Below are 13,946 nucleotides of genomic sequence, written 5' to 3'. Positions count from 1 at the left end.
GCTAATGGAAATACTGGTCAAACTGGAAAGATAGCCCAAGAAATGCAGAGCGCATTTTATCATAACTTCTACAGCGCTTTTGTCATCACCGCGTAACTTATTGGCACTGCTGAATAAAAATACAATAGTGTCTTATGCAATATGACGAGTGGTACAACAGGCAAAAAGTGCTATACGTATAAAAAACAGCTCTGTATAGAGCTGTTTTTGTGTATCGAATAATTGTTCGATCAACTGGTACATAGTATTTTGACTAACACCGCAGTATCAATTAATGCCAAATACTAAATCGATTCATCATATTTTGCTTCTAGCTGCATCGCACGCTGATAGCTATCAAGACTAGCCAGCTTTTCAGCATACTGTTTGATATGCGGATAGGCGTCAAGTTTCTGACGCTTAGCAAGAATAATCAAGTCGAACGATAGCATAAAGTCGGCACCGCTTAGCTTATCACCTACGATAAACGATTTGCCTTCAACTGAGGTATCCAGATACTTAAATAATCTGGTTTTTTCTGTCTCGATATAACCGTTCAAAAACTCATTATCATTGATGCCTGCTTTGTTAGTAAACAACTCAAGCATTAATGGCAACATAAGCGAGCTTTCTGCAAAATCAATCCACTGAAGATAATAGCCATAGTCTGAGCTATCTGCATTAGGCCGCAGACGCTCTGGCGCAAATCGTTCAATCAATAGCTCAGTGATAGCACCTGATTCAGCATAAATCTGTCCATCCATTTCGATAACCGGAGACTTACCGAGGGGATGTACAGCCTTTAGAGAATCTGGTGCCAAATGAGTCTTGGCATTGCGCTGATGACTAACCACTTCATAAGCAACGCCTAGCTCTTCTAAGAGCCATAGCGTACGTAATGAGCGTGATTGATTAAGATGATGTAAGCGAATCATGGTATCGACCTTATTGTGTAGTGGGTTTGACTAACCTTTAAGCTTAGCCATTAGACGCTTAGCAGCTTCTTCTGATGATGCAGGGTTTTGACCTGTGACCAGTAAACCATCTTCAACAACAAAGGATTCCCAATCAGCTGCTTTTTCGTAGTTACCGCCATTGGCTTTCAGTGCATCTTCTACCAAGAACGGTACCACATCTGTTAGGCCAACTGCATCTTCTTCAGAATTAGTAAAACCAGTCACTTTTTTGCCTTTTACCAAGTACTCGCCATCGACTTTGACATTTTTAAGCGCTGCAGGAGAATGACAAACAAAAGCAACAGGCTTATCTTGCTTAACGAAAGTCTCAATCAGATTGATAGAGTTTTTATCTACTGCCAAGTCCCACAATGGGCCATGACCACCAGGATAAAATACTGAATCAAAATCTTCAGCATTCATGTCAGCAAGTTTTTTGGTATTAGCCAAATGCTCTTGAGCGTCTTTATCATCTTTAAAACGAGTCGTATCTTTAGTTTGCGTATCTTCTGTATCACTACTAGGATCTAGTGGTGGTTGACCGCCTGCTGGAGAGGCTAGAGTTACGTTAACGCCAGCATCTAGAAAAGCATAGTAAGGAGCAGCAAATTCTTCTAGCCAAAAACCAGTTTTCTTACCAGTATCGCCTAAACGGTCATGAGAAGTTAGTACCATTAAAATGTTCATAATTATCCTTATTTATTATTTATCTGTTAGTGACTATGTAGACAGCAATCATAATAGCCAATAGTCATAAGTTTTATGCTGCATCATTAGCTATTTTTACTTGATTGGCCTGAATGCAAATAATGACTGTTAGTATTATTCCTACTTTGTGAGCAACTTTCAGTAGTGATATTAGTAATTTATGTTGTTAAGTAGTTATTCACAATAATTGCTAACTATCAGTAGCAACTTAACTAGTGAATGCGTAACCAGTAACTACTTAACGTCAGATACTTTGATTACGGTTTTACCGAAGTTATCACCATTTAACATGCTGACAAATGCATCTGGGGCATTATCTAGACCGTCAGTAATGTGCTCTTTGGTTTTCACTTCATCTGACTCTACCCATTTGCTCATGGTTTCTAAGAACTCTGGGAAGTGGTCGCCGTACTCTTCAAAGATAATGAAACCTCTGACCGTTAGGCGCTGACTTAAGATAAGACCCATCAGCATACCTAGGCGATCTTTGCCATCAGGTAAATCAGTCGCATTGTACTGTGATACCAGACCACATACTGGAATACGAGCGTGGTCGTTAAGTAATGGCATCACTGCATCAAATACTTTGCCGCCAACGTTTTCATAGTAGATGTCAATACCATCTGGACATGCTGCTTTTAACTGCTCAGCAAAGTCATCAGCTTTGTGGTCGATACAGACATCAAAGCCCAGCTCATTGACCGCAAAGTCGCATTTCTCTTTTCCGCCTGCCACACCAACAGTACGCAGACCATACTGATTGCCCACTTGACCGACAGTGGCACCGACAGGTCCAGTTGCTGCTGCTACGACCAAGGTTTCGCCTTTTTGTGGTTTACCGATATCAGTCAAACCCATGTAGCCGGTGAACCCTGGCATGCCTAATACGCCTAAACCATAAGAAGGGTTAGACATATTTTTGTCTAGTTTCAGGACGCCTTCGCCATCACTGACGCTGTAGTCCTGCCAACCTGAGTTTGATACGACTAGGTCGCCTACTGCGAAATTATTGATATTTGACTCGACCACTTGCGCCACGGTACCACCCATAATGACGTCACCGACTTCTAATGGGTCCGCATAGCTTTTTGCATCACTCATACGTCCACGCATATATGGATCTAGTGACAGATAGACAGTGCGTAGCAGCATCTCGTCATCGTTTGGCGTTGGTATGTCGCTGGTTGCCATGTCGAAATTGTCAGCAGTAGGTTCGCCATTGGGACGGCTAGCTAATTTAATTTGACGGTTTGTTTGTTGATTCTGTTGTTTGTCGAAGCTCATTGTAGGACTCCTTTATATTTGTTAATTGTCATTATTATAGTGCGTTGATTATAGTAGTTACTTAGCGCTCGGCTAAGTAACTACTATAGATAGCATAACGATATGTACTTATTGTTACTGTCATGATTTTTCTTATAATTCTTCTGACAGTTCTTGCTATAGCGCTTATTAAGACGCTTTGCTAGTCACAGCACGCTGCAAGATACGACGTGACACTTCTAAGTCGTTGGTGCCATGTTCACCAAGCTTGACCATGTTATGTACTTCAAGCTGCTTGATGATTGGATCAATCGCTGATTCCGTCAAGTCGGCATCTTCTAGGCTAACTGGCAAGCCAAGCTCGCGGAAAAAGTTTTCAGTATAAACAATGGCCGTTTCGATAATGGCATCGTCGTCTAGATCGGCATCAGTGATGTTCCATACATTACGTGCATACTGAAGCAGTTTTTCTTTCTTGCTTTCTTTTAGCTCACGCATCACTGATGGCAATATGATCGTTAGCGTACGTGCATGATCGATAGCGTGTAATGATGTTAGCTCATGGCCAACCATGTGAGTTGTCCAATCTTGTGGTACACCAGTACCGATCAGACCATTCAATGCCATGGTCGCCGTCCACATAATATTTTTACGTGTTTCTAGATTTTCTGGATCTTGTTTAACGACTAAGCCTTCATCGATAAGAATTTTAAGCAAACTTTCAGCAAAGGCGTCTTGGACTTTTGCATTTACTGGGTAAGTCAGATATTGCTCCATTACATGAACAAATGCATCAGCTACACCATTCATGACCTGACGTTCAGGCAAAGTAAGCGTTTTGACTGGATCTAGAATTGAGAATTTAGGGAAAGCAAGTGGGTTACCAAATGGTAGTTTTGCTTGACGTTCGCTATAGTTGATGACGCCGCCTGAGTTCATCTCAGAACCTGTTGCTGGAATAGTCAATACAGCACCCAAGTCGATAGCAGAATCAATGTTTTTGCAATAACCAGTTAGGGCATCCCAAGCCTTATCACGTGAGACAGTACCATCTTCTTCAGTCAATGAAGAAACTAGAGCAACGAATTTACTGCCATCAATCACAGAACCACCACCAACTGCTAATAAGAAGTCGATGTTGTGCTCATTAACCATATCAGCGGCTTTGAGTAGCGTCGTGAATTCTGGGTTGGCTTCAATACCACCAAATTCAAACACGGTACGGTTACCGCTTGCTGACAAGGCGTTTTTTACTTCGTCTAGCGTACCAGTACGCTGAGCTGAACCACCACCATAAGTGATAAGGACACGTGCATCAGTAGGGACTAAGTCTGATAATTGCTCGATTTGACCTTCACCAAAAACGATACGAACTGGGTTGTAGTATTGGAAGTTGTTCATAAGATTCCTATTTAGTAATAAAAATTGATTAGTAAAAACGATTCAATTAAATTTTTTTGAAAAGGGATATTGTTTGATACCAATTAATGAATGATGAGCAATGCTCGTATAGACATTCATTCTTAATATTTGTGCGCATTGTACACCAATTAGACCAGTCGTCTAGTGATATTTACAAAACTATCGTATAACTGTTCAAGTGACATATAGATATTTTTAAGGAAATTGTTCGAGAAGAGAAAAGGGTAAGGCACACTGAATACTTAAGCAGCGTTTTAATAACTGCTATCTATGGGTATTCAATGTGCCTTAATATTGACGTTAGAAGTGTGGTCGTTATAAATTTGAACGACTAGCTATTAGCGTCCCATTTGGGTTGTGGTCATCTGCCAAATCTCTGCTAAAGGGGTGTTGGTTTGGCTAATCTTTGCAATCAAGCTTGCACCAAGCCACGCAAAATACCAACGCTTGGCCATACTCTCGGCTGAAAGGTTATCGTGGCGAGGTACAGATTCATCGAGCCAACCAGCCTTGATCTGTTTAGCGAGCCACATGGTTGTCTGCTGGTAGCCAGTATCGAGCGCTTTGCGCATGGTCTCTGACATATCGGCTACCTCTGCGCTGAGCTTAACCACCAAACATTTCTCGTGGTCACAGCCGTTCTGCTGGGTGTCATACCAGTTTTGAAAATAATCATATAGCTTCTGCTGCGCACTGACATCTTGTGCATCGATGACATCTAGCCGAGTCTTATATAAGCTAAAATAATGATTAATAATAGCTTCACCAAAGGCTTCCTTAGAAGCAAAGTAATGGTAAAAAGAGCCCTTTGGCACACCTGCCGTATCTAAAATCTGTTTTAGACCCACAGCGGTAAAACCTTTTTTGGCAATTAATTGGTAGCCAGTGGCTAGTAAATGAGCTTTAGTATCTGGTGTAGTTGCGTCTGTATTAGACATAAACAGGATTGTCTCCCTTGGTAGTTGCTTGTATTAGCATATGTATCGAATAGTCAGATGAATCGGTCAGCGGTCATTTGAACGTCATGTTGACGGCATATTGTAATAGGATATTTTTATATATGTTACGTTTTATCAACAATATTCACTGACAAAATAGTCTTGTTTTATTAAAAGCTATGGTAGCATTAGACCAGTCGTCTAGCAAGGTAGGTTTTGTTGTTATCCGTTACCGTTAGTATTTATTGCTAAAGATCATTTTTGATTCAAGCGTCTTTGTAGTTAACGACGACTAATTGATAGCTCGATAACGATTTCAGATTTACTACTTGTCAAATATTTTCTTATTGAGATATCGCCGACTTAATAATTTTATTTTAATAATTGAAAACCAGTACTTAACATAACAAATTACAAATAAGGATGATTATGTCAACCAATACTACTAATACATACAGTGACTTTCATTTACAGTTCATCGCTGGCGAATGGCAAACTGGTAAAGACGATAGCACCAACACGGATACCAACCCATATAACGGTGATACGCTCGTAGAGATTCAGCAAGCGAACAAAGATCAGTTGAACGAAGCCTACGACGCTGCGACCCAAGCCCAAGAAGCGTGGGCCAAGAAGACACCAGTAGAGCGTGCCGCAGTATTATATAAAGTCGTAAACATACTTGATCAGCGCCAAGAAGAAATTGTTGATTGGCTAATTAAAGAGTCGGGTAGTACGCGTATCAAAGCCATGGTCGAATTGAGTACAGCTCGTGCTATTACGTTAGAGGCCGCAACTTTCCCTAATCGTGTCCACGGTGAGATTCGTCCATCGAATACTCCTGGCAAAGAAAACTTCATTTATCGTGAGCCAATCGGTGTTGTCGCTGTCATTAGCCCATGGAACTTTCCGCTACATTTGACCCAGCGCTCTATCGCGCCAGCCTTAGCCCTTGGTAACGCAGTGGTACTCAAGCCTGCTAGTGATACGCCAGTGACAGGTGGTCTGCTATTGGCCAAAGTATTTGAAGAAGCAGGTCTACCAAAAGGTCTATTAAACGTCGTAGTTGGCTCAGGTAGTGAGATAGGTGATGCAATCGTTGAGCATAAAGCGCCAAGTTTAGTGTCGTTCACAGGTTCGACCTCAGTAGGCAAACACATCGGTGAGTTGGCAAATGGTGGTAAATACATCAAACAAGTGGCACTTGAGCTAGGCGGCAACAGCCCATTTGTTGTACTAAAAGATGCTGATATTGAGCAGGCAGTAAAAGCGGCTGCCTTTGGTAAATTCCTGCACCAAGGTCAGATCTGTATCGCTATTAATAGAGTGATTGTAGAAGATGAGATATATGATGACTTTGTAGAGCGTTTCTTAGCGCACGTCAAAACATTGAATGTCGGTGATCCTAATCAGCAAGATACTGCTGTTGGCCCAATCATCAATGAAAAACAAGTTAAATCGCTCAAAGAAAAAATCGCTAAAGCGCAGGAAGAAGGCGCGAAAATGATACTCAGTGGCGAGATTGAAGGTCAAGTAGTACCACCACATATCTTTACCGAAGTCACTCGCGAAATGGACTTATCACGCAATGAAGTGTTCGGACCATTGGTTGGTATCATCCGTGCTAAAGACGAAGACGATGCACTGTCGATCGCCAATGACTCCATGTATGGTTTGTCTAGTGCAGTGTTCACTGCTGATATGCAAAAAGGTCTACGTTTCGCTCGCGGTATCAGAGCTGGCATGACCCATATCAATGACATCTCAGTCAATGATGAAAGCAATACGCCATTTGGTGGTGAGAAAAACTCAGGCATCGGCCGCTTTAATGGTGAGTGGGTACTAGAAGAATTCACCAGAACACATTGGATCTCAATGCAAAATGAGCCACGTGACTATCTATTTTAATTGTTCTAAATGATAATATAATTAATAAAAAAGACCGCTTGGATAGCGGTCTTTTTTTGTGTGACATCAGGAAGTTTATAGAAATGTTATATCTGAAAAACAATCACTTATCTGGCATGAAAGCCAAGTAACCCTTCAATCTCTTCCATAGTCATACGTCTGACTAGTGCTTGCTCCTCTACTGACAAACGGTTGGTGTGTTCTTTTATCATCGTATGAATACTCCGTGATATCTCAGAGGTGGTCGCGTAATACATTTGAGGCTGTTCTTTTGTCAATCTCATCAAAAAACGATTAATAAGTTTACGTTTTTCATCTGATTTATTTTCTTCAGTCGTAGTATCATTTTGAGTCATGGTGTTCTCCTAGAGGTAAGCTGTTTAAGCAGTCAGACACATGAGAGCTAATGCTTATAAGTTATTTGTGGGGCTGAGCACATTACCTTACAAGTATTAGGTTGGCATTAAAGTGAATGCTAAGTGTTTTTTACACTGTATATAGTATTTAAAGATTAAAAATAATAAATCAGCGCTAAATAGCTAGAAGGATAGGGTATGTCAAATCAGTCAGTGAACAACTCAGAGCACAACAATGTCACATTGGTATTATTTCATAATGACTTGCGGGTAAAGGATAACGCAACTTTGCTAAAAGCATCTGAGATATCCACTGATGGAAAACTGCTATTGGTTTATGCTTCATCGTTGACAGATACATTAGACGATAAAGACCATCATGATGCCTATCGTTATGAAGCTATGGGTCAAGCTCGCCAACAGTTTCTACATGAGAGCCTGGCTGATTTAAATACATCGCTGATGAAGCTTGGTAATAGGTTGCTGTATTTACAAAAAAGCGATGAAGCATTGGATGCCTTTACTCAGTTGAGTAATTTAATAGAACAGCAACAAGTGACAGATATCTGCATCAGTCAAACGGCAGATTATAATCAAAACAAAGTATATGACCTTCTACAGGCGAAATATCCAGAGATACAATGGCATGTTCAAACAACAACGACCCTATTTGACGAGTTGCCGCTAGAGAGTTTGCCCAAAAGCTTTACGCAATTTCGTAAACAAATCGAAACTGATTATGATTTGCTGCATGCAGAAAAAGATATAACTATTTGTCCCATACTAGAATCACTGGTGCCATTGCCTGACAATATGCTGAGTAGGGACGAGTACTTTTTTGAATCGCAGTTGTCTAAGCAGACAGGGCTTGATAAATCATCACAGCAGCCATCTCGTTTTAGAGGTGGTGAGTCGAGCGGTCTCAAACACTTAAATGCTTATTTTGACTCTGATGCACCTAGCACTTATAAAACCACTCGAAATGCACTTGATGACTGGACACATTCTACGAAGTTTTCCGCTTGGCTTGCAAATGGTTCGCTGTCTGTAAGCACAGTATTGAACCGTCTACGTCGTTATGAGCGCGATATGATTGCAAATGATTCTACCTACTGGATATGGTTCGAGCTGCTGTGGCGTGAGTATTTTTATTGGTATGCTGTGACCCATCAGGAAAAGTTATTTTGGTTTAAAGGCATCAGTCAACATACACCTTCGACTCAATTGGACAAAAATCTTTTAGTACAATGGAAGAACGGTACAACGCCTTATCCTATCGTAAACGCATGTATGAACCAATTACGTATGACAGGCTATATGTCGAATCGTGGAAGACAACTGGTTGCAAGTTGCTTTATTCACGAGCTAGGCCTCGATTGGCGCTATGGCGCGGCTCACTTTGAGCAATATCTTATCGACTACGATGTTGCTAGTAATTGGGGCAATTGGCAATATCTGGCAGGCGTGGGTGCTGACCCAAGAGGATGCAGACAGTTTAATCTCGACAAGCAAACCCAGCAATATGATCCAAACGGTGAGTTTATCTGTCAATGGTAAGGTAATGTTCAAAAGAGCAATTAATGTATGTATGTTGAAGGCTTCCACTCAACAGATAACAACTATTATTAGACTAATTATAAGATAGGTTCAAACAATGAAAAAGCCAAGTCCTTATCTAACTTTTGCAGGTGCGATTCCGTTTATAGCCTGCGCGTTTTTGCTAACGATGGACGTTGTTACCGTGCCTGTACTTGGTTCAGTAGTCGGTATATTGAGTGCTTATGGTCTAGTGATTGCATCGTTTATGGCAGGTGCACATTGGGGCAATCATTTAGGATTGGCTGATGACAATGAATGGGCTATTAAGCTACCTATCTATAGCAATATCATTGCGCTTGGCCTTTGGCTCGGTTTTTTAATCTTATCAGCCAGTAGTTTTATTTGGTTATTAGTGATTGGCTTTATAAGCCTTTTAGTTATTGATTATGGACTTCATCGAGCGCGGATTATTAGTCACACATATTTTAAAGTGAGAAAGTATGTCACGGCGATAGTCGTCGTATCGTTAGTCGTTGCGGCATTGCAGTTGTAAATGAGAGTGACTTAATTATAGTTAAATATGAGCCAAGGTTCTTTCTAGGTTTTTGTGTTTTAAATATTAATCTCAGAAGCGCCCAAACTTGATGCACTTAGAAATATCTAATATTTTGATAGCTGTACTGCAAATTTATAACATCCATATTATATGAATGTTATAATCAAAGCATCTATACTCTTCTAAGAAGACGGCTATGCAATCTATCAAATTACCTAGCAAACCACCAAGCTCTCCGCATCCTATCCTTAATTTAAGCTTTCGCATATTTTTTAGTGCTGCGGCGCTATTTGCTGTCGTAACGATGTTGCTATGGGCGTTTGTGTTCACTGGTCACACGGATATCGATGTACAGGTTTTGAACCCGTTATACTGGCACGGCCATGAGATGGTGTATGGTTACACCTTGGCAGTGGTTGCAGGGTTTTTACTGACCGCGGTCAAGACATGGACAGGGGTAGTGATGCCGCACGGTTATAAACTGCTAGGTATCTTTATCTGTTGGTTGCTGGCGCGCCTAAGCTGGTTGTGTTTTGGGCTTGGTATAGCACTGACAGGTGATAGTATATCGTGGCTATATATAGCGGCTATTTTTGATATAGCGTTTGTCGTCTCGATGGCATATGTGATATGTCGAGCGGTATGGCAAGTTAAGCAGTATAAGCAAATGGGTATCTTGGCAAAACTGGCTCTGCTTAACTTTGGCAGTGGACTCTGCTATTGGGGCATTATCAATGCTGATATGAACACAACCAAGATAGGCATTTATCTGGGGTTCTATTTAATCATCGGCTTGGTACTAACGATTGGCCGCCGCGTGGTACCATTTTTTATTGAACGTGGTCTTAGTGTGGGTATAGAAACGTCAGAACCTATCAAGTTACGTAATAGTAAAGTACAAGATATCGCAAGCTTAGCGCTTTTCTTGGCCTTTTTTATTAGTGATATATTTTATCCAAATAAATATCTGCTGACGGTTACTGCGCTCGGTGTGGCAGTGATTAATATCATACGTCTAACAGGGTGGTATCATCACGGTATTTGGCAAAAGCCATTACTTTGGTCGTTGTATATTGCGTTTTTAGGCATGTGCTTAAGCTTCTTATTGTATGCATTACAGCCTTGGCTTGGTTATCCGCACAGCATCGCTATGCATGGATTGGCGATCGCTGGTGTTGGTATGATGACCTTAGCAATGATGACTAGAGTATCTTTGGGACATACGGGCCGCAGTATTCATCAACCGCCAAAAGCAGTAAGCGTTATGTACGGTTTAATGGTCTTAGTATTTATCAGCCGTGTCCTGCTACCATTAGTAGACATGAGTCATTACCTAGGATGGGTTATGATTGCGCAAAGTGCTTGGATTGCATGTTTCGTGCTATTTTGCATCAGTTATCTGCCCATGCTGGCACGTCCTCGGCCAGATAGATTATTTGGTTAAAATGTCCTAACGATATTATTTTCAAATACCATTACCAAAAACGTGACTTGCTTTGTTTGGCTTAATATATAAATTTTATGAAAATAGGAGCGCAAATATATGCGACTGACCAATTATAGTGACTACGCGCTACGTTCATTGATTTATTTAGCCGTGAGACCAGATCCATCACTGCTTGCTAATATTAGTGATATTGCTGAGAGCTATAGTATCTCCAAAAGTCATTTGACCAAGATTATTCATCAGTTGGGTCAACTCGGTTATATAGAAAGTGTGCGCGGCAAAAACGGTGGCATACGATTGGCACGTACGCCTAAAGATATCAATTTGGGCGTATTGATCAAGCAAATAGAGCCTGATTTTAATCTGGTAGAGTGCTTTGCCGTACCAGCGTCTCACAAAAACAGTGAGCAGGGCGCTCATCAGACGGATTTGCCAGTGACGTTCATTGAAGAAGAAAAGAATAAACCACTAGGCTGTGTGGTTAGTCCAGCCTGTCAGTTAAAAAGCGTATTTTTTGAAGCGCTCACTGCATTTATTACTGTGCTTGAGCGTTATACATTGGCCGATATTATTAATAATGAAGATGAGTTGGCTACTTTGCTGTTCAGATAATCATGTACTTTATAGATTCGTTGGCCGAAAAAAAGGTCGCTATATTAGTGATACAGTAATAGCGACCCATTTTTATGTTTATCAAACATATATGTCCAAGGCATTAAAAGTTAGGCATTTTCTAGTTTTGGACGTGCTTTCTTAACAGCTTTTAACAACGCTTTTTCAAACTCGCCTTCTTTGAACTGCACAAGATAAGAATGCGCAGCACAGAAATTGCGAACATCACGCCATTCATGGGCCAGATTGGTCGCCCAGTCGCAATATTTCGCGCCAGCATCTGGTTCATTTTTCAATGCTTTTTTGGTTGTGGGATGTAATATCAGCTCAGGTAGTACAGCTTCTAGTAACTTCGTTGGTGGACTCATAAAAGTATCATCTACGTGCAAGCTTTGACTGGCAGGATGATAGGCCAATAAAGAACCTGCATGAATCATCTCATTGGGTGAAATATAATAGACACCTTCCGACATTGAAAACTTAAGTTCAGGATAGCGTGCAGCGACTGCATCGCTCTCTACCAAGTCGTCTGCCCAATTGATTTCTGGTACTTTTTTATGATGACGGCTACTGCCATAAAATGTGGCTTGCGGAAAGTCTTTGGCCATTTGAGCACAGCTGACTGTATGAAAAGGATGTACGTTAAGGACAGCTTCGACATTTTGACCATTGTTGGTCAGTGCCATCACCTCATCTCGGACATCACCCGTTAGGGCGTAACTGTCCAAAAAGATAAATTTTCCTGACGGTAGCTTGACCAGCGAGCATTGAGTACCAATGTTTAGTACGCCACCGATACGGAATGATCCGCGTATGTTCCAAAATCCTGCACCTAAATCATGAATATAATCAGTCATAAATATTGCTCCTTAATGGTTTATTCAATTATTTTAATTATTCGTATATAACGCTCTACGATTATTAATTTTTATGGCAGTAAAGTCTGTAAGAAAAAAGATAGAAGCAATGTAAATGTGTAAAAATAAAAAAGCGTTGTTATTCAAATGTCATTATTAACAGTGAAGGCTATCAGTCTCTCCTTTTGTAAGTAGATCAAAATAGCTTATAAGCAATTTTCGTAATCATAGGCTGAGATACGAGAGTCATCTTTATAGTTTTCATTGCCACATAAAAATTTATCGAAACGGGTATCATCGTTAATATAACGTTGCATCCATGCGATAGCAGGCTTGCTCAATAGCTTCTCGTTAAAACGATGGCTGGCGCAGAAATGACTACCATTGTTAATCTCGACCTTCATTTTTGGACCGCCTGCTTTTTGATAAAAGGTGTTGGTATATTTTTTATTGGGGGCGATACGGTCATTTTCACAAGCAATGAATAGAGCAGGCGTATTCATCGCACCATAGTTTTTATCGTGATAAGGCGTTTGTGCAATGATAGCTTGCACCGTACTGCGCTTAGTTGCCAGTCGTAGCGCACCGCCGCCACCCATTGACCAGCCAATAGCACCCAAACGATTTGGATCGATCATATGACTTACTGTTTCATCATCGATGAGATGATCGAGAGCGGCGCTCAATTGTTCAGCACGGCTATCTGGATTGTCATAAATGGAGCTGGTATTAATGGTAATAACGACAAACCCCCAAGAGGCCAAACGCGGTCCCCACCATTTAATAGAAGACTCATAAGACACGTAACCTGGCACCACAGCGATACCACCTAGCAGACCACAGTTACCAGCATCCGTTGGGTAGTGTATGGTACCGCCACCAAAGCCATTGGCTGATTGGCGACTCACATGCTTGGTACTCACAGAAAATGGCCCATTATCACGCGTTTTTGTGAGCTCAGTATTAGTAATAGCATCATCTTTTATACAGTCTACTGCCGCTAGTGATTTCGTAGAGCTAAATATCGGTACGACTGGACTGAGACTTTTAATACTAGTTTCGGACACAGTGACTTCAGCCACAGCCATCGTAGAGAAAACGAATGTACACATCGCGATAATAAGTTTTAAAAGCATCAAGTTTTTTATCATAGTAAGTTTTATTCTAGAAAATTGTGTAGTCGTGCACGTCTCTAAGCTAGAAAGGCTGGACGTAGGTAGTCCTTGTTATTAATCGTTAAAGCAGTTACGGGCTTAGTAGGTACGTAACTGCTTTAACCATACTATCTTGTATATGCGATAAACGTAACGTCGATATTGACCTTGCGAGTCGAAAGCTGTCTTCACCGTCTCAAGTTGAAGCACGATTTATAGTCAAGTTTCTCTACAATAAGATCTAGCCTCAA

13 protein-coding genes are annotated in these 13,946 nt (G+C 41.0%); 5 read left to right on the top strand and 8 right to left on the bottom strand.

The genetic code is table 11. The features are described 5' to 3' along the window. Nucleotides 1–284: 284 nt before the first annotated feature. From ACT3QN_RS11645 to ACT3QN_RS11625, 5 genes are all read right to left on the bottom strand, one after another. Entirely contained in the window at nt 285–914 is a 630-nt protein-coding gene (locus ACT3QN_RS11645; RefSeq protein WP_444523521.1) for a glutathione S-transferase family protein, read from the bottom strand. 30 nt (nt 915–944) lie between these two features. After that, on the bottom strand, nt 945–1,622 hold the full coding sequence (locus ACT3QN_RS11640; protein WP_444523522.1) for a type 1 glutamine amidotransferase domain-containing protein: 678 nt from the start codon (nt 1,620–1,622) through the stop codon (nt 945–947). Between the two features lie 255 nt (nt 1,623–1,877). Continuing rightward, the gene (locus ACT3QN_RS11635) at nt 1,878–2,927 is read right to left on the bottom strand and encodes an NADP-dependent oxidoreductase (RefSeq protein ID WP_444523523.1); all 1,050 of its coding nucleotides are present in this window, start codon (nt 2,925–2,927) and stop codon (nt 1,878–1,880) included. A gap of 168 nt (nt 2,928–3,095) precedes the next feature. Beyond that, entirely contained in the window at nt 3,096–4,307 is a 1,212-nt protein-coding gene (locus ACT3QN_RS11630) for an iron-containing alcohol dehydrogenase (protein ID WP_444523524.1), read from the bottom strand. A 359-nt stretch (nt 4,308–4,666) separates the two neighbouring features. Next, on the bottom strand, nt 4,667–5,266 hold the full coding sequence (locus ACT3QN_RS11625; protein WP_444523525.1) for a TetR/AcrR family transcriptional regulator: 600 nt from the start codon (nt 5,264–5,266) through the stop codon (nt 4,667–4,669). 429 nt (nt 5,267–5,695) lie between these two features. Between ACT3QN_RS11625 and ACT3QN_RS11620 the strand changes: the two genes are divergently transcribed. Next, complete coding sequence (locus tag ACT3QN_RS11620; protein WP_444523526.1) at nt 5,696–7,174, top strand: aldehyde dehydrogenase family protein; 1,479 nt, start codon at nt 5,696–5,698, stop codon at nt 7,172–7,174. A 107-nt stretch (nt 7,175–7,281) separates the two neighbouring features. On the opposite strand, the gene ACT3QN_RS11615 is transcribed toward ACT3QN_RS11620, so the two are convergent. Further along, a complete protein-coding gene (locus tag ACT3QN_RS11615) occupies nt 7,282–7,530 on the bottom strand; it encodes a hypothetical protein (RefSeq protein ID WP_444523527.1) in 249 nt (82 codons plus the stop codon). A gap of 198 nt (nt 7,531–7,728) precedes the next feature. Here ACT3QN_RS11615 and ACT3QN_RS11610 point away from each other — a divergent pair, with 198 nt between their 5' ends. From ACT3QN_RS11610 to ACT3QN_RS11595, 4 genes are all read left to right on the top strand, one after another. Next, on the top strand, nt 7,729–9,087 hold the full coding sequence (locus ACT3QN_RS11610; protein ID WP_444523528.1) for a DASH family cryptochrome: 1,359 nt from the start codon (nt 7,729–7,731) through the stop codon (nt 9,085–9,087). 97 nt (nt 9,088–9,184) lie between these two features. Continuing rightward, nucleotides 9,185–9,622, top strand: a complete 438-nt coding sequence (locus tag ACT3QN_RS11605; RefSeq protein WP_444523529.1) for a DUF3429 domain-containing protein — start codon at nt 9,185–9,187, stop codon at nt 9,620–9,622. Between the two features lie 199 nt (nt 9,623–9,821). Continuing rightward, nucleotides 9,822–11,069 (top strand): NnrS family protein, encoded by a 1,248-nt coding sequence (locus ACT3QN_RS11600; RefSeq protein WP_444523530.1) that lies wholly within the window; start codon nt 9,822–9,824, stop codon nt 11,067–11,069. 99 nt (nt 11,070–11,168) lie between these two features. Continuing rightward, nucleotides 11,169–11,684: an Rrf2 family transcriptional regulator gene (locus ACT3QN_RS11595; RefSeq protein WP_444523531.1), complete on the top strand. Its 516-nt coding sequence runs from the start codon at nt 11,169–11,171 to the stop codon at nt 11,682–11,684. Nucleotides 11,685–11,794: 110 nt separating this feature from the next. Here the strand turns inward: ACT3QN_RS11595 and ACT3QN_RS11590 are convergent, their stop codons facing one another. Further along, nucleotides 11,795–12,541, bottom strand: a complete 747-nt coding sequence (locus ACT3QN_RS11590; protein ID WP_444523532.1) for a hypothetical protein — start codon at nt 12,539–12,541, stop codon at nt 11,795–11,797. Nucleotides 12,542–12,747: 206 nt separating this feature from the next. Further along, nucleotides 12,748–13,677: a dienelactone hydrolase family protein gene (locus ACT3QN_RS11585; protein ID WP_444523546.1), complete on the bottom strand. Its 930-nt coding sequence runs from the start codon at nt 13,675–13,677 to the stop codon at nt 12,748–12,750. Between the last annotated feature and the right edge of the window lie 269 nt (nt 13,678–13,946).

The organism is Psychrobacter sp. AOP7-C1-14 (assembly GCF_052376135.1).
Lineage (GTDB): Bacteria > Pseudomonadota > Gammaproteobacteria > Pseudomonadales > Moraxellaceae > Psychrobacter.
This window is presented reverse-complemented; position numbering and strand designations above follow the sequence as displayed.

Bases quoted from the DNA above. Each gene is read 5' to 3' on its own strand.
- ACT3QN_RS11645 (WP_444523521.1), bottom strand. From the start codon at position 914: ATGATTCGCTTACATCATCTTAATCAATCACGCTCATTACGTACGCTA.
- ACT3QN_RS11640 (WP_444523522.1), bottom strand. From the start codon at position 1,622: ATGAACATTTTAATGGTACTAACTTCTCATGACCGTTTAGGCGATACT.
- ACT3QN_RS11635 (WP_444523523.1), bottom strand. From the start codon at position 2,927: ATGAGCTTCGACAAACAACAGAATCAACAAACAAACCGTCAAATTAAA.
- ACT3QN_RS11630 (WP_444523524.1), bottom strand. From the start codon at position 4,307: ATGAACAACTTCCAATACTACAACCCAGTTCGTATCGTTTTTGGTGAA.
- ACT3QN_RS11625 (WP_444523525.1), bottom strand. From the start codon at position 5,266: ATGTCTAATACAGACGCAACTACACCAGATACTAAAGCTCATTTACTA.
- ACT3QN_RS11620 (WP_444523526.1), top strand. From the start codon at position 5,696: ATGTCAACCAATACTACTAATACATACAGTGACTTTCATTTACAGTTC.
- ACT3QN_RS11615 (WP_444523527.1), bottom strand. From the start codon at position 7,530: ATGACTCAAAATGATACTACGACTGAAGAAAATAAATCAGATGAAAAA.
- ACT3QN_RS11610 (WP_444523528.1), top strand. From the start codon at position 7,729: ATGTCAAATCAGTCAGTGAACAACTCAGAGCACAACAATGTCACATTG.
- ACT3QN_RS11605 (WP_444523529.1), top strand. From the start codon at position 9,185: ATGAAAAAGCCAAGTCCTTATCTAACTTTTGCAGGTGCGATTCCGTTT.
- ACT3QN_RS11600 (WP_444523530.1), top strand. From the start codon at position 9,822: ATGCAATCTATCAAATTACCTAGCAAACCACCAAGCTCTCCGCATCCT.
- ACT3QN_RS11595 (WP_444523531.1), top strand. From the start codon at position 11,169: ATGCGACTGACCAATTATAGTGACTACGCGCTACGTTCATTGATTTAT.
- ACT3QN_RS11590 (WP_444523532.1), bottom strand. From the start codon at position 12,541: ATGACTGATTATATTCATGATTTAGGTGCAGGATTTTGGAACATACGC.
- ACT3QN_RS11585 (WP_444523546.1), bottom strand. From the start codon at position 13,677: ATGCTTTTAAAACTTATTATCGCGATGTGTACATTCGTTTTCTCTACG.